This is a genomic window from Roseateles sp. P5_E8 (genome assembly GCF_054177665.1).
Map to the genome: position 1 here is coordinate 24,770 of NZ_JBGCUM010000046.1, position 20,412 is coordinate 45,181.

At 68.0% G+C, this 20,412-nt stretch carries 27 protein-coding genes; 12 read left to right on the top strand and 15 right to left on the bottom strand.

All coding sequences use genetic code 11. The annotated features are described in order from the left end of the window. Positions 1–65: 65 nt before the first annotated feature. Entirely contained in the window at positions 66–1,259 is a 1,194-nt protein-coding gene (locus ACXRVZ_RS21300) for a putative Ig domain-containing protein (protein WP_457424777.1), read from the top strand. Between the two features lie 119 nt (positions 1,260–1,378). Continuing rightward, positions 1,379–2,650 (top strand): Glu/Leu/Phe/Val family dehydrogenase, encoded by a 1,272-nt coding sequence (locus tag ACXRVZ_RS21305; RefSeq protein ID WP_458232802.1) that lies wholly within the window; start codon positions 1,379–1,381, stop codon positions 2,648–2,650. Positions 2,651–2,709: 59 nt separating this feature from the next. On the opposite strand, the gene ACXRVZ_RS21310 is transcribed toward ACXRVZ_RS21305, so the two are convergent. Both ACXRVZ_RS21310 and ACXRVZ_RS21315 read right to left on the bottom strand, forming a co-directional pair. Next, a complete protein-coding gene (locus tag ACXRVZ_RS21310; RefSeq protein WP_457424781.1) occupies positions 2,710–2,838 on the bottom strand; it encodes a hypothetical protein in 129 nt (42 codons plus the stop codon). Between the two features lie 45 nt (positions 2,839–2,883). Continuing rightward, positions 2,884–3,165 (bottom strand): hypothetical protein, encoded by a 282-nt coding sequence (locus ACXRVZ_RS21315; protein ID WP_457424783.1) that lies wholly within the window; start codon positions 3,163–3,165, stop codon positions 2,884–2,886. Between the two features lie 160 nt (positions 3,166–3,325). Between ACXRVZ_RS21315 and ACXRVZ_RS21320 the strand changes: the two genes are divergently transcribed. Genes ACXRVZ_RS21320 through ACXRVZ_RS21340 form a run of 5 tightly spaced genes read left to right on the top strand, consistent with a single transcriptional unit; the run spans position 3,326 to position 6,914 of the window. Further along, the gene (locus ACXRVZ_RS21320) at positions 3,326–4,360 is read left to right on the top strand and encodes an ABC transporter substrate-binding protein (protein ID WP_457424785.1); all 1,035 of its coding nucleotides are present in this window, start codon (positions 3,326–3,328) and stop codon (positions 4,358–4,360) included. Beyond that, positions 4,357–4,929 (top strand): SCO family protein, encoded by a 573-nt coding sequence (locus ACXRVZ_RS21325; protein ID WP_457424787.1) that lies wholly within the window; start codon positions 4,357–4,359, stop codon positions 4,927–4,929. Before ACXRVZ_RS21320 ends, ACXRVZ_RS21325 begins: the two co-directional genes overlap by 4 nt. Further along, a complete protein-coding gene (locus ACXRVZ_RS21330) occupies positions 4,926–5,369 on the top strand; it encodes a hypothetical protein (protein ID WP_457424789.1) in 444 nt (147 codons plus the stop codon). Before ACXRVZ_RS21325 ends, ACXRVZ_RS21330 begins: the two co-directional genes overlap by 4 nt. Then, positions 5,366–6,136, top strand: a complete 771-nt coding sequence (locus ACXRVZ_RS21335) for an ABC transporter permease (RefSeq protein WP_457424791.1) — start codon at positions 5,366–5,368, stop codon at positions 6,134–6,136. The genes ACXRVZ_RS21330 and ACXRVZ_RS21335 overlap by 4 nt, the downstream gene beginning before the upstream one ends. A 7-nt stretch (positions 6,137–6,143) precedes the next feature. Further along, positions 6,144–6,914 (top strand): ABC transporter ATP-binding protein, encoded by a 771-nt coding sequence (locus ACXRVZ_RS21340; RefSeq protein WP_457424793.1) that lies wholly within the window; start codon positions 6,144–6,146, stop codon positions 6,912–6,914. 59 nt (positions 6,915–6,973) lie between these two features. On the opposite strand, the gene ACXRVZ_RS21345 is transcribed toward ACXRVZ_RS21340, so the two are convergent. The 4 genes from ACXRVZ_RS21345 to ACXRVZ_RS21360 form a co-directional block, all read right to left on the bottom strand. Continuing rightward, complete coding sequence (locus tag ACXRVZ_RS21345; RefSeq protein WP_457424795.1) at positions 6,974–7,909, bottom strand: hypothetical protein; 936 nt, start codon at positions 7,907–7,909, stop codon at positions 6,974–6,976. 124 nt (positions 7,910–8,033) lie between these two features. Beyond that, on the bottom strand, positions 8,034–8,489 hold the full coding sequence (locus ACXRVZ_RS21350) for an OsmC family protein (RefSeq protein ID WP_457424797.1): 456 nt from the start codon (positions 8,487–8,489) through the stop codon (positions 8,034–8,036). A gap of 10 nt (positions 8,490–8,499) precedes the next feature. Next, the gene (locus ACXRVZ_RS21355) at positions 8,500–9,507 is read right to left on the bottom strand and encodes an RDD family protein (protein WP_457424799.1); all 1,008 of its coding nucleotides are present in this window, start codon (positions 9,505–9,507) and stop codon (positions 8,500–8,502) included. Between the two features lie 25 nt (positions 9,508–9,532). Further along, positions 9,533–10,192 carry a hypothetical protein gene (locus tag ACXRVZ_RS21360; RefSeq protein WP_457424801.1) on the bottom strand — a complete coding sequence of 220 codons (660 nt, stop codon included), beginning with the start codon at positions 10,190–10,192 and terminating at the stop codon, positions 9,533–9,535. A 145-nt stretch (positions 10,193–10,337) separates the two neighbouring features. On the opposite strand from ACXRVZ_RS21360, the gene ACXRVZ_RS21365 reads away from it, so the two are divergent. Continuing rightward, positions 10,338–10,895 carry a DUF2242 domain-containing protein gene (locus tag ACXRVZ_RS21365; RefSeq protein WP_457424803.1) on the top strand — a complete coding sequence of 186 codons (558 nt, stop codon included), beginning with the start codon at positions 10,338–10,340 and terminating at the stop codon, positions 10,893–10,895. A 161-nt stretch (positions 10,896–11,056) separates the two neighbouring features. Next, positions 11,057–11,386 (top strand): hypothetical protein, encoded by a 330-nt coding sequence (locus tag ACXRVZ_RS21370; RefSeq protein WP_457424805.1) that lies wholly within the window; start codon positions 11,057–11,059, stop codon positions 11,384–11,386. A 1-nt stretch (position 11,387) separates the two neighbouring features. Here the strand turns inward: ACXRVZ_RS21370 and ACXRVZ_RS21375 are convergent, their stop codons facing one another. Then, positions 11,388–12,122, bottom strand: coding sequence for a tetratricopeptide repeat protein (locus ACXRVZ_RS21375; protein ID WP_457424807.1), 735 nt, complete (start codon positions 12,120–12,122; stop codon positions 11,388–11,390). 114 nt (positions 12,123–12,236) lie between these two features. On the opposite strand from ACXRVZ_RS21375, the gene ACXRVZ_RS21380 reads away from it, so the two are divergent. Both ACXRVZ_RS21380 and ACXRVZ_RS21385 read left to right on the top strand, forming a co-directional pair. Continuing rightward, positions 12,237–12,896, top strand: a complete 660-nt coding sequence (locus ACXRVZ_RS21380; protein ID WP_457424809.1) for a hypothetical protein — start codon at positions 12,237–12,239, stop codon at positions 12,894–12,896. A 26-nt stretch (positions 12,897–12,922) separates the two neighbouring features. After that, positions 12,923–13,609 (top strand): phosphatase PAP2 family protein, encoded by a 687-nt coding sequence (locus tag ACXRVZ_RS21385; protein WP_457424811.1) that lies wholly within the window; start codon positions 12,923–12,925, stop codon positions 13,607–13,609. Between the two features lie 7 nt (positions 13,610–13,616). Here the strand turns inward: ACXRVZ_RS21385 and ACXRVZ_RS21390 are convergent, their stop codons facing one another. The 8 genes from ACXRVZ_RS21390 to ACXRVZ_RS21425 form a co-directional block, all read right to left on the bottom strand. Then, positions 13,617–14,876, bottom strand: coding sequence for an RNA polymerase sigma factor (locus ACXRVZ_RS21390; protein WP_457424813.1), 1,260 nt, complete (start codon positions 14,874–14,876; stop codon positions 13,617–13,619). A gap of 4 nt (positions 14,877–14,880) precedes the next feature. Continuing rightward, on the bottom strand, positions 14,881–15,372 hold the full coding sequence (locus tag ACXRVZ_RS21395) for a VOC family protein (protein WP_457424815.1): 492 nt from the start codon (positions 15,370–15,372) through the stop codon (positions 14,881–14,883). Between the two features lie 13 nt (positions 15,373–15,385). Next, the gene (locus ACXRVZ_RS21400; RefSeq protein ID WP_457424817.1) at positions 15,386–15,790 is read right to left on the bottom strand and encodes a VOC family protein; all 405 of its coding nucleotides are present in this window, start codon (positions 15,788–15,790) and stop codon (positions 15,386–15,388) included. A 7-nt stretch (positions 15,791–15,797) separates the two neighbouring features. Beyond that, complete coding sequence (locus ACXRVZ_RS21405) at positions 15,798–16,187, bottom strand: VOC family protein (RefSeq protein ID WP_457424819.1); 390 nt, start codon at positions 16,185–16,187, stop codon at positions 15,798–15,800. Between the two features lie 11 nt (positions 16,188–16,198). Next, a complete protein-coding gene (locus tag ACXRVZ_RS21410) occupies positions 16,199–16,642 on the bottom strand; it encodes an SRPBCC domain-containing protein (RefSeq protein WP_457424821.1) in 444 nt (147 codons plus the stop codon). Then, positions 16,639–17,178, bottom strand: coding sequence for an SRPBCC family protein (locus ACXRVZ_RS21415; protein ID WP_457424823.1), 540 nt, complete (start codon positions 17,176–17,178; stop codon positions 16,639–16,641). Before ACXRVZ_RS21415 ends, ACXRVZ_RS21410 begins: the two co-directional genes overlap by 4 nt. 10 nt (positions 17,179–17,188) lie before the next feature. Then, on the bottom strand, positions 17,189–17,593 hold the full coding sequence (locus ACXRVZ_RS21420; protein ID WP_457424825.1) for a YciI family protein: 405 nt from the start codon (positions 17,591–17,593) through the stop codon (positions 17,189–17,191). 255 nt (positions 17,594–17,848) lie between these two features. Continuing rightward, complete coding sequence (locus ACXRVZ_RS21425) at positions 17,849–18,196, bottom strand: YciI family protein (protein WP_457424827.1); 348 nt, start codon at positions 18,194–18,196, stop codon at positions 17,849–17,851. 150 nt (positions 18,197–18,346) lie between these two features. On the opposite strand from ACXRVZ_RS21425, the gene ACXRVZ_RS21430 reads away from it, so the two are divergent. Beyond that, positions 18,347–20,065, top strand: coding sequence for an ATP-binding protein (locus ACXRVZ_RS21430; protein ID WP_457424829.1), 1,719 nt, complete (start codon positions 18,347–18,349; stop codon positions 20,063–20,065). Positions 20,066–20,412 lie beyond the last annotated feature (347 nt).

Sequence of the window (20,412 nt, forward strand, 5' to 3'; positions counted from 1 at the left end):
GCGTTCTTGCGGGCTGCGGCGGTGGCGGGGGAAGTGGCGGCGGTTCGAGCAGCCCACCTCCCACGTTGGGAACCCTTTCGGGCAGCTATGACGTCAACGTGTCGGCCGAACTGCTTGTGCCGACGACCGTCACCGCGGTTACGCCGTCGTTGCCCGCAGGCCTGCGCTGCAACCGTGCCAGCGGCACGCTTCCTCCAGGCATGACGCTGAGCGCGGATTGCGCCCTGTCGGGAACTGCCAGCGAGTCGGGTCGCTTCGTCTCTCAGCTGACAGTGACGGCGCCTGGATACTCAGGTTCCGCTAGCGTGGCGTTCTCTGTTCAGGTCGAAGGCCCCTACCTGTCGCTCGTCGAGCCGGACAACCCGCGCATGCTGTCGGCCATCGATGGCAACGGCAACGCGACCCTGCGGAACCAGGGTCTGTTCACGGTCCGTCCGGGCGACAAGACGGTGTATAGCGTCACGGCGGGACGGCTTCCCAGCGGCGTGACGCTCGATCCCGCCACCGGCAATTTCACCGGCATCCCTTTCGAGATGGGCAAGTTCAACGTCACCGTTGGTGCGACCTTCGAGCGCAACGGCGGCCGCGCCACGCTCACCGTCGTCTCGCGTGACTTCTATGTGCTGGAACCTTCCATCAATTTCAGCTATTACCAAAGCTTCATCAACCCAATCGACCTGGGACCTATCCAGCCTGCCGTTCCTCAACTTCTGGGCAGCTTGGGCCCGCTACGGGCGGCCAGGTTCGAATTCATCGGCTCGCCGCCGACCGGCTTCACCATCGACAGCACCACAGGCGTGATTTCCGGGTCGGCCGAGGCCCCTGGCACAGGCGCGCTGGCCGTCAGGGTGTTCCTAGCAGACGGCAACGGTGCCCAGTATCCGGTCGACACGCGCCCCATCGACATCTCCGTTCGGGGCGTGCTTCCGACGTACCACCCCCTGGACTGCATACCAACGTGTTTCGCTCCCTACAGGTCGGAAAACATCTACAGCACGATTGCTACCATCACGCTCGCACCTCTTTCGATGTATCAAGGCCGCGTCGGTGACGTCTATACCTACGAGATCCTGCCGCCGACCGATGGCCGCAAGCTGCCTTCCTGGGTTTCCGTGGCTGCGAACACCGGTGTCGTCACGATCAAGCCAACCACCTCTGGCGATTACGGTCCCTACGGCATGATCCTGAAGGTCACCACCTTGCGAAACGGCAAGAGCATGTCTTCCCTCCAGCGGTGGGATTTCTCCGTCAATTTCTAGTGTTCAGAGGTGGGTATGCAGTGCGCGCATGGCTGCATACCCACTTGGCTAGACAAGTTGTGGCGGTAAAACCAGGCTTCGCGCTACCGTTCGCCCCACTCAAAGTTACGGAGCGTTTCATGCCCAACCTGTCCTTCGTCTCGCCCACGCGCAACAGCCCGTGGGGGACGTATCTGTCCCAGATCGACGCGGTGGAGCCCTATCTGGGCCACCTGGCCCGCTGGGTCGAGACGCTGCGCCGGCCCAAGCGCGCGCTGATCGTGGACGTTCCCATCGAGATGGACAACGGCAGCATCGCCCACTTCGAGGGCTATCGCGTGCAGCACAGCCTGACGCGCGGCCCCGGCAAGGGCGGCGTGCGCTACCACCCGGACGTGACGCTGGAAGAAGTGATGGCCTTGTCGGCCTGGATGACGATCAAGAACGCGGCGATGAACCTGCCCTACGGCGGCGCCAAGGGCGGCATCCGCGTCGACCCCAAGCTGCTCAGCCTCAAGGAGCTGGAAAAGATGACGCGCCGCTACACCAGCGAGATCGGCATCATCATCGGCCCGCAGCAGGACATCCCGGCGCCGGACGTGAACACCAACGGCCAGATCATGGCCTGGATGATGGACACCTACTCGATGAACACCGGCGCCACGGCGACAGGCGTCGTCACCGGCAAGCCGATCGAGCTGGGCGGCTCGCTGGGCCGCGTGGCCGCCACCGGTCGCGGTGTGTTCGTCGTCGGCCGTGAAGCGATGCGCCGCCTGGGCCMGCCGCTCGAAGGCGCGCGCATCGCCGTGCAGGGCTTCGGCAACGTCGGTTCCATCGCCGCCAAGCTGTTTGCCGCCAATGGCGCCAAGGTGGTCTGCGTGCAGGACCACACCGGCACCATCCTGAACGAGAACGGCTTCGACATGGCCAGCCTGCTGGAGCATGTGGCCGCCTACAAGGGCGTGGCGGGCTTCACCGGCGCCGACAAGATCGACGACGAGAACTTCTGGGACGTGGCAAGCGACGTGCTCATTCCGGCCGCGCTGGAAGGCCAGATCACCGCCGAGCGCGCCCAGCGCATCCGCACCCGCCTCGTGCTGGAAGGCGCCAATGGCCCGACCACGCCCGACGGCGAGGCCGTGCTGGCCGACCGTGGCATCGTTGTCGTGCCCGACGTCATCGCCAACGCCGGCGGCGTGACGGTGAGCTACTTCGAATGGGTGCAGGACTTTTCGTCCTTCTTCTGGACCGAGGACGAGATCAACGTCCGCCTGGACAAGATCATCATTGGCGCCTTCAAGCACATCTGGGAAACCAGCGAGCTGCACAAGATCACCCTGCGCACGGCGGCCTTCACGGTGGCGTGCACGCGGGTGCTGCAGGCGCGTGAGGAACGGGGTCTTTACCCCTGAGCCACGGCGGAAATGAAAAGGGCCGGCAGGGCCGGCCCCGGTCTCAGTTCAGTGAGACCTTACAGGCAGCAAAGCAGCTGCTGAAGGCAGCAGGCGATGTCGCCACAGCAGGCCTGAGCCGCGAAGGCAGCGGCGGAGCCGCCGAGCAGCACGGCGGCAGCAGCGGCCTTGATGAGCTTGGATTTCATGGGTTTCCTTTCGATGGTTGATGAATGCGCGTAAGCAGTCATCAGCTAATCGGGAGGAGTCCAGGGCTCATGCGAAGGCCCGGCGTGGAGTGATGCCTGTGGCACGGTTGCGTGCCTTGCATCCAGGGGAGCCACAGCGGGCTGGTCCGGCAACGGCGCCGGCTGAGGCGTGGCACAGGCTTGGCAACTGGCATTCGCGCACTGCGCCATGCCCTTGCAGCCGTGAAGGCAGCAATCGCTGTAGCCGGCCGACACGCTCGCGACCGCCTGACCAACGAAGGTCAGACATCCGAACAGCACCAGAACCATGGCGAGCAGCTTGCGCATGTCGCGATGGTATGCGCGGCCGTCGCCTCCAGGCCCGCTGAAGGACAATCGGAGGGCGCGCCCTTGGTACGAATATGTAGGTACGTCGTATCAAATTCGTTCGCACCTATGGACATCCCTCGCCGCGCGGACAAAGCTCCCGCGCTCTCTAGCGCCACCCATGAATCCTGATTCGTTCGCATTTCCTCCCGCTGGCCTCGGCCGCCGCCAGCTGCTGCAAGGCCTGGCGGCGTCGGCCGTATTGCCGGCCGGGCTGGCGTCGGCGGCGGACCCTCTCATCGTCGGCGGCCTGCCGGTCACCTGCAATCTGACGCTGCCCATCGCCTGCTCGGCGCGCATGGCCACGAACAAGGCATCGGGCAGCAAGGCCTTCGAGTTCGAGTACAGCAAGTACAACGGCTGGCCCGAGATCAAGGAATCGCTGATGACGGGCCGCATCCAGGCGGCCTACATGCTGGCGCCGCTGGTCATGGACCTGGCGGACAAGAAGATCCCCGTCAAGATCGTCTCGCTGGGCCACCGCTCGGGTGCCGTCATCATGGTGCGCACCGATTCGACCTACAAGAAGTTCAAGGACCTCACCGGCAAGCGCATCGCCATCCCCAGCCGCTTCGCGGTGGACTTTCTGTTCCTGCGCAAGATGCTGGCCCAGGAGGGCATGGCGCCGAAGGACATCCAGATCGTCGAAATGCCACCGCCCGACATGCCGGCCGCGCTGTTCGCCAAGGCGGTGGACGGCTATTGCACCGGCGAGCCCTTCGGCGCCGCCGCCCAGCGCGCCGGCTATGCCAGGCCGCTGCGCATGACGCGCGACGAATGGCGCAACTACATCTGCTGCGTGCTGACGGTGCGCGAGGAACTCATCAAGGAGAACCGGCCGCTGGTGCAAAACCTGGTGGACCATGTGCAGGGCGCCGGCAACTGGCTGGACCAGCAGGCCGCCAACCGCGAGAAGGCCATCCAGATCGCTGCCGGCCGCAAGTTCTTCAACCAGGACCCCAACATCCTGCGCTTCGTGATGGAGAACCCGACCGACCGCGTGACCTACGGCGACCTGCGCATGATCCGCAGCGAGTTCGACGAGTTGATGCAGCTGTCCATCGAGGCAGGCACGCTGAAGCAGCCGGTGGCCTACGAGAAGTACGTGGACGACAGCTTCGTCAAGGCGGCCAAGGCCGCGCCCATCGCCATATGAAACGCCGCGCGCTGTTGCTGGCCACGCTGCCGTTGACGGCGCAGGCCGCGCCGACGCTGAAGGCCGGCGTCTTCGAGCCCGCCCAGGCCGCGCCCGAGTTCTCCCTCAACGGCAGCGACGGCGCCGAGCTGAAGCTTGCGCGCTTCAAGGGCAGGCTGGTGCTGCTGGTGTTCGGCTTCACGAACTGTCCCGAGGTCTGCCCGACGACGCTGGCGACGCTGGCCCAGGCGCGCAAGGCATTGGGCGCCGACGCGGCCGATGTGCAGGTCGTCTATGTGACGGTGGACCCGGCTCGCGACGACGTGCCGCGCATCCGCCAATACCTGGCCGCCTTCGACCCGACCTTCATCGGCGGCACCGAAGCGCCCGACAAGCTGGCCGCGATGCGCAAGCGCTATGGCGTCGTCGCCGAAAAGATCGCCTCCACGCAGCCCAATGCCTATGGCATGAATCACTCCACCTCGGTCTGGCTGATCGACCGCGCCGGCAAGCTGCGGGCCATGATGCCCTACGGCCACGACGCCAAGGACTTCGTGCACGACCTCAAGCTGCTGCTGGCCGCCAAGTGAAACGCTGGCTCAGGCTTCTGCCCCTGGCGGTGGTGGCGCCGCTGGCCTGGATGGCCTGGGCCGCGTTCGCGCCGCTGCAACTGGCCTCGCGCGACGAGCCGTTCGAAATCCCACCTGGTACCTACGCCCGCCGCATGGCCGGCGACAAGGTCGAGATCCTGCCGGACACCATCCACCTGACGCTGGGCCTGAACGACCAGCTGCTGCTGCGCAACCGCGACGAGGTGCCGCAGCAGTTCGGGCCCGTGCTCATCATGCCGGGGCAGAGTTTTCGCCTGCCCTTCGAGGTCGCCTCGACCTACAGCTTCGCGTGCAGCGCGCACGCCAGCGGGCAGATGGCCGTGGTCGTCGCGCCCACGCCAGAACCCGGCTGGCAGCGCCTGCAATGGCGCTGGCAGCACAGAAACAGAGCCCCCATGACCCCGGAGACCGCTTCTTGAACTTGCCGACATCGAGACTCGCCCGCGTGCTGCCGCCGCTGGGCGTCATCGCCCTGCTGATTGCCCTCTGGTGGTGGGTCGTTGCCCGCAGCGAGAGCGCCATCTTCCCCACGCCCTGGGCCGTCGTCACCGGCACGCTGGAGCTGGCCGAGGACGGCACGCTGTGGGAGCACATCGGCTCGTCGCTGTTCCGCGTCGGCGTGGGCTTTGGCCTGGCCATGCTGGTGGGCATCCCGCTGGGCCTGTGGATGGGCTGGGTGGCCGGCGCCTACCGCACCTTCAACCCGATCTTCCAGATGCTGCGGCCGATCTCGCCCATCGCCTGGATCCCGCTGGCCATCCTGTGGTTCGGCGTCGGCGACATCTCGCCCATCTTCCTGATCTTCATCTCGTCGGTGTTCCCGCTCATCGTGCAGACGACCTCGGGCGTGCACACCATCGACCGGCGCTACCTGCGCGCGGCCACCAACTTCGGCGTGTCGCGCGGCGTCATGCTCCGCCGCGTCGTCATCCCGGCCGTGCTGCCGGAAATCATCATCGGCATGCGCATCGGCATCGGCGTGGCCTGGCTGGTGGTCGTGGCCGCCGAGATGATCGCGCTGCGCTCGGGCCTGGGCTATCTCATCATGGACTCACGCAACGCCGGCAACCGCTACGACCTCGTCATCGCCAGCATGATCCTCATCGGCGTCATCGGCCTGCTGCTGGATGGCGCGACGCGCCTGCTCGAAAAACTCAAGACCGTGCGGTGGCGCTATGTCCGCTGACCCATCCGTGAACAAACAACCCAAGATCGCCGTCAGCGGCCTGACTAAGAGCTTCAAGGCCGCCAAGGGCGGCCAGCTGCCCGTCATCGAAGGCGTGGACTTCGACGTCGCCGAAGGCGAGTTCGTCGCTATCGTCGGCCCCTCCGGCTGCGGCAAGTCGACGCTGATGAACATCCTGGCCGGCTTCGAGAAGCCCGACGGCGGCAGCCTGTTCATCGATGGCCAGCCCCACCCCGGCCCCAGCCCGCAGGGCATCGTCATCTCGCAATACGGCTCGGTCTTCCCCTGGCTCACCGTTCAGCAGAACCTGATGTTCGGCCTGACCGGCCAGGAGCACGGCGTCGATGCCGAACGCGTCAAGCTGGCCGACCACTACGCCGCCATGGTGGGGTTGAAGGGCTTCGAGGGCGCCTACCCGCACGAGCTGTCGGGCGGCATGCTCAAGCGCGTGGAGCTGGCACGGGCCTTCATCGTCAAGCCCGAGATCCTCTACCTCGACGAGCCCTTCTCGGCGCTGGACGCGCTGATGAACCTGCGCATGCGCAATGAGCTGCTGCGCATCCTGGCGGAGGAGAAGCACACCGTGCTGCTTATCACCCACGACGTCGACGAGGCCCTCTACATGGCCGACCGCATCCTCGTGCTGTCCCCACGGCCGACGCGCATCCAGGCCCGCTTCGAGCTGGACATGCCACATCCACGCCGGCTCATCAGCCCCGAGATGGATGCACTGCGCGAGGCCATCCTGAAGGAGCTGGGGCTGGAGATGCCCGTCTGAATGGAAAAAGCCGCTGAGGGCGTCGCCCCAGCGGCTTGTCGACGGCGTCGGGCGCCGGCTTACAGGGCTTGATCGCCCCGGGTGCGACGGCGGCCCGCCGCGCCCATCGCCAACAAGGCGACGGTCAACAGCGCCAGCGCGCCGGGCTCCGGCAAGGCGCCGGGCGCCGTGCTGGCAATGCCGCTGATGTCGAACACCTTCAGACTGCTGCCACTGCCGCTGCGCCAGTCGTAATAGAAGAGCTGGCCATTGCCATAGGTCAGGCCGGCGTCCAGGCCTTCCAGGCCCAGGCCGAAGGTCTCCAGCAGCGAGCCGGTGTCCAGGTCGAAGCGGCGGATCGACGCCGAGGCGAGGTAGTCCAGCACCCAGATGGAGTTGTGGCTCGTGTCGACCGCGAAATCGGCAATGCCGGCGCCAGCCAGGGTCAGCGTCTTGGTGATGGTGTCCGGCGTCGCGGTGGACGACACGCGGATGTTGTGCAGGGTGTTGTTGGTGTAACCCGTCGTCGCCTCGGTGCGGTAGAGCTGGCCGGCACGCACGTCGATGGGGTAGCCCCCGTAGGCCGCCGTCTCGTTGCCGACGGCGGTCGCAGCGCCCGTGGTCTTGCCCAGCTTGTAGAGATCGCGGCCGCCGCTGTTGGACGTGTAGTCGCTGAAGTAGTAGTTGCCGGCATCGGCCGCAACGGACACCACATGGTTCGCGGTGCCGGCCGTGTTGCTCGCGGTGAAGGGAATCGCGCCGATGGTGCGCGTGCCCAGCACGGTGCCGGTCAGGTTGGTGCGCACTATGCTGTTGCCGCTTTGCTGGGCAAAGATCAACTCGTTGGCGGCTTCGTCAAAGCCCATGCCCTGGGGGTGGAAGTTGGACGAGCTGGCCGACAGCGCAGCACCCAGCGCGTAGGTGTTGCTCAGCGTCAGCGCACCGGCGCCGGCAGCCTGAGGCAGGACAGCCAGCATCGCCAGCGCGCCCATCGATCCGAACCATCTCTTCAACATGCCATCCCCCTAGAACCAAACTTGAAAGTGGGCGCAGTCTATGGTTGGCAGAGCATCTGCCAAGCCGCCGACACCGGGGGGTGGGGGTCGTGGTTGGTGATGGATGTCTCGAAATACCCTGGGGTCAGGTGGTGCCACCTGCGGTCATCACGGCGCCCGTGCTGTCGAGCACGCGCAGCGTGACGGGAATGGCCGCTGCCACGCTCTGCGTGACGGTGCAATAGTCCTCGAAGGTGTCCAGCACACGCTGGATGTGAGCCAGCTCGGCGGCCGGTTTGCCCAGGTGCAGGTCCACCGCCAGGCCTTGCACGCGGTTGCGGCCGCGCTCGTTCTTGCCCACCGTGGCCTTGACCTCCGTGCGCAGCGGCGCCGGGTCGTCCTTGTACTTCTGGCACGCGAACCACAGCGAGGCGCTCAGGCAGTTGCCGACCGCTGATGCGAGCAGCTCGACGGGATCAGGCCCCAGGCCAGTCCCGAAGGGCACTGGTTCGTCGGACAGCAGCACCGGAATTTCCGGCGCGTAGTGATGTTCGAACTGGTAGCCCTGACGCTGGATCAGGGTGACGCTGGGCTTGTCCATGGGGGCCTCCTCAGATGGGCTGAGATTGTCGTTGCAGCCGCTCGCGCCATTGCGCAGGGGTCAGGGCAACCCGCCGCGACTGCCAGCCCGACGCGATGCCGATGTCATAGCCGTAGGTCACGACCACCACGAGCTGGTCCACCTGCTCCAGCTCCGCAGCGTGCCGCGCCAGCAGCGCGCGGGCGATGCGATCGCACAGGGCATCGTCCTTCAGATGTTCCGCGTCGCTCAGCGCCTGCACCGTGAGATAGGTCGACGAACTCGACCCCTGCGTGCTGCGCACGGCCGTCCAGCCCTTGCTGACGCCCGCCTGGCGCACGCCGGGCAGCTGCACGACGGTGGCGCGCGTGGCGATCATCACCGCGACATCGCCTTCGCCCATCTTGCCCTGCATCCACACCGGCAAGGCCAGCGACAGCAGCGCCAGCACGCCGATCACGACCAGATGGCCGCGCCAGACAGGCCCGCCCGGCACCGCGCCCAGCGGCAGCGGCTCGCGCACAACGACCGAGCCCGCCGCCCAGTCGTGCAGGGACCGCCGGCTGGGCCGGTTGAACACCAGCAGGTAGAGCAGGCCCAGCCCCAGCCCAAAAACGATCAGGCACAGCGCCATGACCAGCGGCAGCATCAGCAGCAGGTCGGGGTCGGCCACCGCGTTGTTCAGGAACCAGGGCACGGCCACCACCGCGCCGCGCAACAGGCCGCGTGCCGGCGACAGCAGTGCGCCGTCCAGGCCCACCGTGCGCAGGCCCAGCAGGCGTTTGCCGATGGTCTGGCCGCCGGCGAGGCGGCTGTTCATCAACCCCAGATAGGGCCAGGCCAGCGCGAAGCCGACGAGCCGGCCCCAGCCGCCCAGCGCGGCGAGCGCATCGAAGGCCAGCCAGCCCAGCAGCATGCCGGCGGCGCCCAGCAGCAGGGTATCGACGACGAAGGCCGCCACGCGGCGCCAGAAGCCCGCGAAGGGCGAGGCGGGCGGTGTTGGGCTCAAGCCGGCGCTGCCGGCGTCTGTCGTTGTCATGGGGCCTCCCTGGAGGCGGCCATTCTCAGCGCAGGTCGTCGGTCTCGAAGTAGATGCCGGTCAGGCCCTTGGCCTTGAAAGCGCGCTGGACGGCGGCGTCAGGCTTTGCCAGGCCCTGCAATGGGACATCGATCTCGCCACGCAGCGCGGGTGCGTCCAGGCGCACGATGTGGTCGAAGTCCGGCCGGCGGTCAATGGTCTTGAACGCGAACCACTCGCTGCCCTGGCCGATGAGCCGGTAGCGCCCCGTCGCGGCTTGTCGCTGCGCGGGCTTCAGGCGCCGGAACAGCAGCACCTCGTCGATGACGACGCGCTGCTCGCCGGCCTGCGGCTTGCCGCCACGCTCGAAGTGGCCCTCGAAAAAGCGCGCCTTGAACTCGCGCAGTGGCTGGGCGTGGCCGGGCGACAGGCGCAGCAGGTCGAAGGTTTCGGGGTCGAAGGTCCACAGCTTCGGTTCACGGGCCAGCGTCTCGCGCAGCAGCTTGTCCGCCGCCGCGTCGGCCAGATGGAAGCGCAGCAGGATCTGGCTGTCATGCGGCGTGTGGAACATCGGCAGGTGCGAGGCATACAAGCCCTCGCGGCCACCAAAGACCGCCATGCCGTGGCCGCCGATGGCGGTCTCGGCATGCGTCACGGCCGGAAGGCCAGTGGCCAATGCAAGAAGGACGTGGCGGCGGGAATTCATGCCGCCATTCTGGAACGCCGATTGCTCCGACGCTTCACCGGGGTTGCCCCTGTCATCGGCCGCCGCGCCCAGCGCGTTGGCGGCTGCCACTCGTCCCCAAGGGGCACGAACCGCCCGGCACCACCGACGACGGAATAATCCCCCCATGCCACGTTCTCGTTTTGTCCTGATCCTGCCGATGCTGCTCGGCGCGCTGCTGGCCGGCTGCGGCGGCGTGCCCACCTCCGAAAAGGGGAGCAAGGTCTACCAGCGCGAAAGCTTTGCCGCCGAGGAGACCTTCTCGCGCCTGTTCGACGCCAATGTCGATGCCACCTGCGAGGCCGCCCGCCGCGCGCTGCTCAGCCAGGGCTATGTCATCAGCAAGGCCGAGGCCGGCGTGGTGCGCGGCGCCAAGCATTTCCAGCCCGGCGGCGAGATGCATGTGGAGATCGCCTTCAACGTCGTCTGCGTCGGCGACGGCCCCAAGCAACAGGTTGCCACCGCCTATGTCAGCGCCCAGCAGGACCGCTACGCGCTGAAGAAGAGCAACCAGGCCGCCAGCCTGGGTGTCAGCGCCCTGGGCTCGATCTCGGTGCCGATGACGTCGAGCGACGATTCCCTCGTCAAGGTCGCCTCCGAGACGATTCCGGCCGGCGAGTTCTACGACCGCTTCTTCACGCTGATGCAACGCATGCTGCGCGAGAACACTTCAACTGAGCGCTGAAAGGTGAAGCCCCTCGTCCGGTCTCGCACCGCTGCACGCGGGCGAGCCCAGCCGGTCCCCCGTGGGGACGGCGATGCATGCGGCGTTGAGCCGCATGCACATCGCCAGACGGGCCGGCTTGGGAGCGGCCCGGCGCTCGTCCCGCGCAATGCACGACGGACATGAAGCGCCGGGCGGCACACCACCACGTCTACGTCGTGCTGCTGGCGGAGCAGGTGTGGAACGAGCCTGCCTTCCGCCAGGCCAACCCGCAGCACGACATCGTCAAGCCCTGCCTCTACGTGGGCATGACGGGGCTGGACCCCGACCTGCGCTTCGACCGCCACATGGCCGGCGTGCAGGCCAATCGCTTCGTGCTGAAGTACGGCGTGCGGCTGATGCCCGAGCTGTATGAGTTCTACAACCCCATGCCCTACGACGCGGCACGCGACATGGAGGTGGAGCTGGCCATCGCGCTGCGCGAGCAGGGCTACGGCGTGTGGCAGGCCTAGCCTACTTCTCCAGCGACGCCAGCAGCTCGGACAGCTGCGTCCCGCTATTGCGCGCCTGCCGGGTCAGCGGCGTGGGCTCGTTGCCCCAGGTCGACTTGATGCTTGCGGCGGCGGCGCGCTGCTCGGGTGTCAGCTCCGCTTCCACGGCCTGGATGCGTTCCTCCAGCTCCGGGCTGGGCTTGGGCGCGCGCTCCTTGAGCAGTTGCATCAGGGCCAGGCCCTTGACCTTGTCGGGCGACGCGTCGGCGGCGAAGTGCCGGGCGAGCAGGGCGGTTGACGACAAGTCGCCCTGCCGGGACGCGCGATCAAACCAGACCAGCGCCTGGGCGAGGTCGCCGCCCCTGCCGTAGTGCGCGCCGACACCCTGCTGCGCAAGGTCGTAGCCCGCCTCGGCGGCGCGCAGCTTGTACTTCAGGGCCAGACCCGGGTCGACCGGCACCACACCGCTGAATTGACCCGCGTAGTAGCAGCCTACCTTGAAGGCCGCCAGCTCGTTGCCGGCCTCGGCGGCTTGCAGGAAGTACTTGAACGCGGCCTTGTTGTCCTTGGCCGTGCCGACGCCGTTGTTCAGGAACATGCCCAGGTGGTAGGCCACCTCGGCGTTGCCGGCCGGTGCGAGCACGGTCAGGCGTTTGAACAGGCCCTGCTGCGATCCATCCGCCGCCTGCGCCAGGGCGCCGCCGAGGCAGAGAGCTGCTGCAAGAACAAGGTTTCGCGTGAAGTACCGAGAAGCCATGGGCTGTCCGGAAGTTGAGGAAGCACCAGCATAACCACCCATCTGCACCCACCTGCATCCACCGATCCCGCCGTGATGGACCCGCCAGCCGCGACGTGTGGCAGGCTTGAGGCCATGAACCGCCTACAAGCTGAGCTGCACCGCCTGTACCACCCGTCCGCGCCCGGCGACGTGCGCGCGCTGCTGCTGGAGCTGGCCCGCCCGGCCGACTGGGAAGCGCTGGGCCCGGTCTGGCGCGGTGTGCAGGCCGACCTGCAGCTGCCCGCGCCCGGCATCGCCGTGTCGGGCACGGATGGCCTGCAGCTGTGGTTCTCGCTGCAGCAGCCCGTCAGCGCGGCCCGGGCGGCGGACTTCCTGGCGCGGCTGCAGGCGCGCTACCTGCCCGGCATCGCGCCGGCGCGGCTGCGCCTGCTGCCCTTGCCCCAGGCGCCACAGGTGCCCGAACAGGACGCCGCGACGGGCAACTGGTCCGCCTTCGTCGCGCCCGACCTCGCGCCGGTGTTTGCCGACACGCCCTGGCTGGACATCCCGCCCGGCGTGGAAGGCCAGGCAGACCTGCTTTCAAAGCTCAAGAGCATCAAGCCCGGCGCTCTGGACGAGGCGATGCAGCGCCTGCAGCCCGCGCCCGAGGCCCCGTCATCGAGCGCACACACCGGCACTCATCCCAACGACGGGCCAGACATCGACCCGAGGCGCTTTCTTCAGCAGGTGCTGAACGACGAGACGGTCGCGCTGGCGCTGCGCATCGAGGCGGCCAAGGCGCTGTTGCGCTGAACGGGCGGTGCACCCAGGAGACGCCGTTGCTGCATGCCCTGAACCTTCAATCCCGCGCCGGCCGCCGCTGGCTGACCTTTGCCTTTGCCCTGCTCGCGCTGAGCGGCTTCGTGGCTTTGGCCAGCGAGATGCGCGAGTCGGAAACGGTCCATTGGGACACCGCTGCGCTGCACCTGGCGCAGCAGTGGCGCGCCACGCACCCGCTGGTAGAGGCCGTCATGCGCGAGCTGAGCAGCCTGGGCAGCACGCCGGTGATGACGTTGTTCACGCTGCTCGCCGCCGGCTACCTGTGCATGGCGGGCCGGCCGGCGCGGGCGGTGGCGGTGAGCCTGGCCATGATCTCCGCCGCGTTGGCCGTCACGGCGCTGAAGATGGGCTTCGGCCGCGTGCGGCCAGACCCGGCCTTCGCCGCCCTGGTGCAGGCAGGCCTGAGCTTCCCGAGCGGCCACGCCAGCATGTCCGCCGTGTTCTACCTGACCGTGGGCGTGCTGCTGGCGCAGCGGCAGGAGGGGCTGCGGGTGCGCGCCTTCCTGATCGGCGTGGCGGCCTTCATGACCGTGCTGATCGGCGTGACGCGCGTGATGCTGGGCGTGCACTGGGCCAGCGACGTGCTCGCCGGCTGGGCCTTCGGCGCCGGCTGGGCGGCGCTGTGGTTCTGGGTCGCATCGCACCTGCGGGACGCGCGGGCGGCCGGATCGGGCCTGAAGCGCTGACGCCCAGTCAGCTGGCCAACCGCTTGGCCCGCTCCAGCAACAAGGCCCGCTGCACCTCGTTGTCCGTCAAGTCCGCCGCGCGCAGATAGGCGTCGCGCGCCTCGCCGACGCGGCCCAGGCGCTCCAGCACATCGGCCTGCGCGCCAGCCAGCCAGGGGTAGCGCTTGAGCTGCGGCTCGGCGGCCAGCGCATCCAGCAGCGGCAGCGCGGCCGCCGGGCCCTGGGCGAAGCTGACGGCCACTGCGCGGTTCAACGCGATGACGGGCGAGAGGTTCAGCGCCAGCAGGCGGTCGTAGCCGGCCACGATGGCGCCCCAGTCGGTGTCCTCGGCGCGCGCAGCCCGGGCGTGGCAGGCGGCGATGGCTGCCTGCAGCGTGTAGGGCCCTGGATCACCGAACGACAGCGCGCGCTCCAGCGCCACCAGGCCGCGGCGGATCAGCAGCGTGTCCCAGCGGCGGCGGTCCTGGTCGGGCAGCAGCACGGGGCGGCCCTGGGCGTCCAGGCGGGCAGGCAGCCGCGAGGCCTGGATTTCAAGCAGGGCGGCGAGGCCGTGCACTTCCGAATCGGCCGGCAGCAGATGCTGGAGCTGGCGCACCAGCCGCAACGCTTCGTCGCACAGGGCCGGGCGCAGCAAGCTAGCGCCGCTGCCGGCGCTGTGGCCCTCGTTGAAGATCAGGTAGACGACGGCCAGCACGGCGCCCAGGCGCTGCTCGCGCTCCGCCGGCCCGGGCAGCTCGTAGGCCTGGCCGTTGAGGGCCTTCTTGGCGCGCACGATGCGCTGGGCAATGGTGGCCTCGGGCTGCAAAAAGGCGCGGGCGATCTCGGCCGTCTCCAGGCCGCCCAGCAACCGCAGCGTCAGCGCCACCTGGGCCTCGCGCGGCAGCACCGGGTGGCAGGCGATGAAGATCAGGCGCAGCAGTTCGTCGCCGATCTCGGCCTGGTCGCGGGCGGCGTCGAGGTGGTCGGTGAAGTCGGGCACGACGTGGCTGCCTGCGGCTTCGTCGTCGGCGGCCAGGTGCTCGTGCTCGCGCTCCAGCATGGCGCGGCGGCGCAGGCGGTCCAGGGCCTTGTTGCGGGTGGCGGTCATCAGCCAGGCGGCGGGGTTGGTGGGCTGGCCGTCGCGCGGCCAGTGCTCGATGGCGGCGATGAGGGCGTCCTGGGCGCAGTCCTCGGCTTCGTCCAGGTCGCGCAGCAGCTTGGCCGCCGCGCCCACGAGGCGGCTGCGCTCGATGCGCCAGACGCCGGCAGCGATGTCGGCATGGCTCACGGCGTCAGCGACCTTCGTAGGCCTTCTGAAGCGCGGCGAGGTCGATCTTTTCCATTTGCCAGATGGCCTGGAACACCCGCTGCACGCGCGCGCCATCGGGGTCGCGGATCATGTCGAACCAGGCCGCGGGAATGATCTGCCAGGACAGGCCCCAGGCGTCTTCCACCCAGCCGCAGGCCTTGGGCTTGCCGCCGCCCGCCTGCAGTTGCTCCCAGAGGTGGTCGATCTCGGTCTGGTCCTCGCAGGCGACCATCAGCGAGAAGGCCTCGGTGAGCTTGAAGTGCGACCCGCCGTTGAAGGCCGTCATCTGCTGGCCGAGCAGTTCGAACTGCACCACCATGACCGTGCCGGCCGCACCGGGCGAGTTCTCGCCCCAGCGCTGGGTGTGGATGACGCGGCCCTTGTCGGCGCCGAACACCTTCAGGTAGTGCGCCACCGCGTCTTCGGCACCGCTCTGGTACCAGACGAAGGGCGTGAGTTTTTGCTGGATGTGCATGACGTTGTCCTGTTCAGGTTTGCGGGGGCGTGCCGGTCATGTAGACCAGCTCCCAGATATGGCCGTCGAGGTCCTCGAAGCCATGGCCGTACATGAAGCCATGGTCCTGCGGCTCGCGCGGCACGGTGCCGCCGGCGGCGCGGGCCTTGGCGACGAGCTGGTCGACCTCTTCGCGGCTCTCGCAGCTGAGGCACACCAGCACCTCGGTCGCGGCCTTGGCGTCCACCAGCGGCTTGGCGGTGAAGCCCTTGGCGAACTCTTCGGTCAGCAGCATCGCGTAGAGGTTGTCGCCCAGCACGAGGCTGGCGCCCATCTCGTTGGTGAACTGCGGGTTGAAGCTGTAGCCCAGTGCCTCGAAGAAGGCCTTGCTGGCAGGCAGGTTCTTGCAGGGCAGATTGACGAAGATCTGTTTGTGCATGGTGATCTCACAGCGGTTGGATAAGGTGAATCAGGTTGCCGCAGCCGTCCTCGAACATGACGGCCTTGATCGGGCCCATGTTCACGGCCTCGCCGCGCACGACGACGCCGCGGTCGCGCAACTTCTGAGCCTCGGCGTCGACGTCGGTCGTGATGAAGGCATTGATAGGCATGCCGGCGTCGTACAAGGCCTTCTGGTAGACCTTGGACGCCTCCATGTTCATCGGGTCCAGCGACAGCTCGACGCCGTCAATGCCTTCAGGCGACACGACCGTCAGCCAACGGTAGGTGGGGCCCATCTGGATGTCGGCCATCTTGGTGAAGCCGAGCTTGGTCGTGTAGAAGGCCAGCGCCTTCTCCTGGTCGTCGACCATGACGCTGGTGACCTTGATCTGCATGATGTGTCCTTTCAGTGGATGGATTCGGACAGGCTCTTCAGGCGCGCCAGCGCCTTGGGCCAGGTGTCGTTGAGGAAATCCGTGAAGCCGTCGTTCCAGCTTTGCAGGTGGACGACGAGGTGGGTGCCGCCGTCGGGTGCGGCGCTGAAGACGTAGCGCTCGCTGGCGGGTGTCTCGTGCAGCGGGCTGCCCGCGACGGGCCGGCCGTCCTTGATCTCGCCCACCAGGCGCAGCGACAGCTCCTCGTGCCGGCGATGCTCGTCGACGACGGCCTCCATGCCGAAGCCGCGCGGGTCGAGAAAACGCAGGCGGCGGCCGGCCTGCCAACTGCCTTCGAAGTAGGAGCCCTCGCAGAAGGCGCGGGTCCAGTCGCGGTAGGCGGTGGGGTCGAACATGCAGTCCCAGACCCGGGCGACGGGCGCCGCAATGTCGGCGCTGAACTGCAAGTCCTTCATGGCTTGGCCTCCGCCAGCTGGCGCAGGTTCTGCAGGCCGTCCTCGAAGTCACTCCCAACCATCTTGTCCATGTCGATGAACACGCCCATCAGCTTGCTCATGAAGTTGGCGGGCCCGGCCATGCTCCAGCGCACCTCGGTCGCACCATCGGCCGTGGGCTGCAGCGCGAACTCGGCCTGGTTGTGCGCCTCGAACGGCTTCACGAAGTCCAGATTCATGCGCACCGTGCGGCCGGGCTGCTGGCTGGTGATCTCCATGCTGCCGGTGCCGACCTTGTCGCTCTCCCAGGCGTAGCGCGAGCCAATGCCGCTGGGCGCGCCGTCGTAACGGGTCTTGATCAGCGGGTCCTTGCGCTCGTAAGGGTTCCAGCGGTTGAAGCTGCGCAGCTCGCTGACGAGGGGCCAGACCTTGTCGGCCGGTGCGGCGATGCGCAGGCGGCGCTCGACGCGGAACTCGTCGGGCCGCGTGGACGCGTAGACCAGCAAGGCGACAAGGGCGACACCCAAGCAGATCAGGATGATGGACAGGTTGTTCATGTCGCTCTCCTCACTCGCTGCGGATGGCCATGTCGCCCCCGGGGGCGAAATCGGCGTCCTCGTACAGGCGCCGCACTTCGATCTCGCAGCTCATGCCGACGAAGGGCATGGGAAAGCGGCTGGCCCAGGCGCGTGCCTCCGCCTCGGAGCGCACCTGGATCAGCGTGTAGCCGGCGATCAGCTCCTTGGCCTCGGCAAAGGGGCCGTCGATGACCTCGCGGCGACCGGCGGCGTCATAGCGCTGGCGCCAGCCGTCGCGGCTGGGGCGCAGGCCGGCCCCGTCCAGCAGCACGCCGGCCGCGGCCATCTCCTGGTGGAAGCTGCCCATCTCCTCGAACAGCTTGAAGTATTCGGGGCCGGGCGGCTCGCCGCGCTCGCTGACGGCGGTGGCGCGGACTTGGATCATGAATCGCATGAGGGCTCTCCTGGGTTGGGCGGCGGCTCGTTTTCGCTGCCTTCATTCCCACGACGATCCATTCAAGCCGGTTTCGACACACCCCGGGTAACTACCAGATTTAGAAACGTGGGGTTTTCGGGCCGAGCGCCGGGCCGCTCCCAAGCCGGCCCGCGATGGCGATGTGCGCGCGGCTCAATGCCGCAAGCATCGCCGTCCCCCCGGGGGACCGGCTGGGCACGCCAGCGTCCAGCAGGGCGGGACCGGACGAGGGGCTCACATGTAGCAGGGGCCGACGCCACGGATCTCGACCGTCGCCCACTCGGCCGCCGGGCAGCGCTCGGCCCAGGCCAGCGCAACGGCTTCGTCCTCGGTGTCGAGCAGGAAGTAGCCGCCCAGCATCTCCTTGGCCTCGGCGAAGGGGCCGTCCCAGACCTGGGCGCCGCCGTCGCGCTTGGCCAGGCGCTTGGCCGCCGTGCCGAGTGAATTGACGCCCAGCAGCAGGCCCTCGGCCTGCAGTTCGGCGGCGAAGTCCAGCATGCGCTGGTAGACGGCCTCGCCCGCAGGGCGGCCGCGTTCGGCGCGCTGGCCTAGGGGTTCGACGATGAGCAGCATCTGGGGCATGACGTGTCCGCAGTGGTTGTGGGCAATGCCTGCGATTCTGGCCTCGCCGCTGTCCCGGATATGACAGTTGCCTCATGGCCCCGATACGGCGCACAGTTGGGGCCTTAGCGATCGGCGCAAGCCTAAGGTCGCAACTCAGCGGAGGCCGAGATGGACGACATCACCCATGTCGCGATACTGCTCGTGAAGGCAAGCCCCGGTCTGCCCATCATCGGCACGGCTGCGGGCCGGGCCAAGGTGCTGGGCTACGACCCGCAGGCCTTGAACGGCATGCCACTGTCGCTGCTGTGCCCGCTGCGCCAGCCCGATGGCCGGCCCTCGGCCGAGACGCTGGACGGCGTGCTGGCCCAGGTGCAGCTGGCCGGCGCGCTGAGCCTGCCCTGGACTTTCCAGACCCGCCACGGCGAGACCCGGCCCCACGAGCTGCACCTGACGCTGACCGAGCGCGACGGCGAGTCGCAGATCGCCGTATGCATGGTGGATGTGAGCCGCATGCAGTTCGCCGAGCTGCTCAACCAGGCCAAGAACGAGCTGCTGGAGATGGTGGCCACCGGTCAGGCGCTGACACCCGTGCTGAGCCGGCTGACGGCCCTGATCGAATCGCAATTCGACGGCCTGTACTGCACCGTGCTGCTGCTGGACCTGGACGGCCGCCATGTGCGCGTGGGCGCCGGGCCGCGCATGCCGGCGGAGTACATGCAGGCGCTGGAGGGCGCGCCCATCGGCCCGACCGCCGGCTCCTGCGGCACGGCCATGTTCGACGACCGCCTCGTCGTCGTCGACAACATCGCCACCCACCCGCTGTGGGCGCAGTACCGCGACCTGGCCCTGCCCTATGGGTTCAAGGCCTGCTGGTCGGCGCCCATCCATGGGCCTGGGCAAAACGTCATCGGCAGCTTTGCCATGTACTACCGCGAGGTGCGCCGGCCCACGCCCGACGAACTCAGCGCGCTGAACACCGCCAGCCACCTCGCCGGCATCGCCATCGACCAGGACCGCCGCGCCAAGGAGCGCCGTCGCGCCGCGCAATGGCTGGAGGAGCAGATCCAGGCCCGCACGCGGGAGCTGCTGGCGGCGCAGGACGAGCTCGTCAACAGCCGCAAGCTTGCGGCGTTAGGGCAGCTGCTGGCCGGCATCGCCCACGAGATGAACACGCCGCTGGGCACCGCGCTGCTCAGCGCCACGGCGCTGCACGCCGGCAGCGAGACCTTTGCCGAGCGCATGGCCGGCGGCCCACCGCTCAAGCGTCAGGAGCTGGTGGACTGGATCGCGCAGATGCGCACGGGCACCGAACTCGTCGAGCAGAACGTGACCCGCGCGCTGCGCCTGGTCAGCCGCTTCAGGCAGCTCACCGAAGGCAGCGGCCGCGCGGTGCGTTCGCGCTTCGACCTGCGCGAGGCGGTGCTGCAGGCCTGGGCGCGCGTGCAGACCCACCGCGAAGTCGACCATGTGCACCTGGCCTGCGAGCTGCCCGACGGCTTCATGCTCGACGGCTACCCCGAGGTGCTGCAGCAGGTGCTGGAGCAGTTGCTGGAGAACGCCTGCGTGCACGCCTTCCGCGATGGCCGCGAGGGCGTGATCCGCATCGGCGCGCGCCGCAGCGCCGGCACGGATGCCGGGCGGCTGACGCTGGAGGTGCGCGACGACGGCGTGGGCATGCCCGCAGCCGACGTGGCCCGCGCCTTCGAGCCCTTCTTTACGACCACCTTCGGCCAGGGCGGCAGCGGCCTGGGCCTGTTCGTGGCGCACAGCCTGGTCAACGGCATGCTGGGCGGCAGCCTGCAGCTGGACAGCCAGCCGGGCGAGGGCACGGTGGCGCGGCTGGAGCTGCCGCTGCAGGGTGCCACTGCCCTCGCCCTGGCAGCATGAAACTTTCGGGCCGAGCGCCGGGCCGCTCCCAAGCCGGCCCGTCATGGCGATGTGCTTGCCGGTCAATCCGGCAAACATCGCCGTCCCCTTGTATCTTTCCAATCAAGCATTTRGCGGCACGCGCTGAATGCCTTCCGTGTCGCGGTAGCTGCGCCAAACCTGTTGTCCCCCGGAGCTTGAAGTTCGTCCCCGAGCCTATGGTCAACGCAGCCACCCGTCTTGTCCAACCGTGTAGCCCGAACAGTTGCCAATCATGAGCATGCATCCGCAAGGTGGGGTAGCGAACCCGGTTCGTCGCATCAACGTCGGCATCGACGTGGCCAAGCAGCATCTGGATGTCTGCCTGG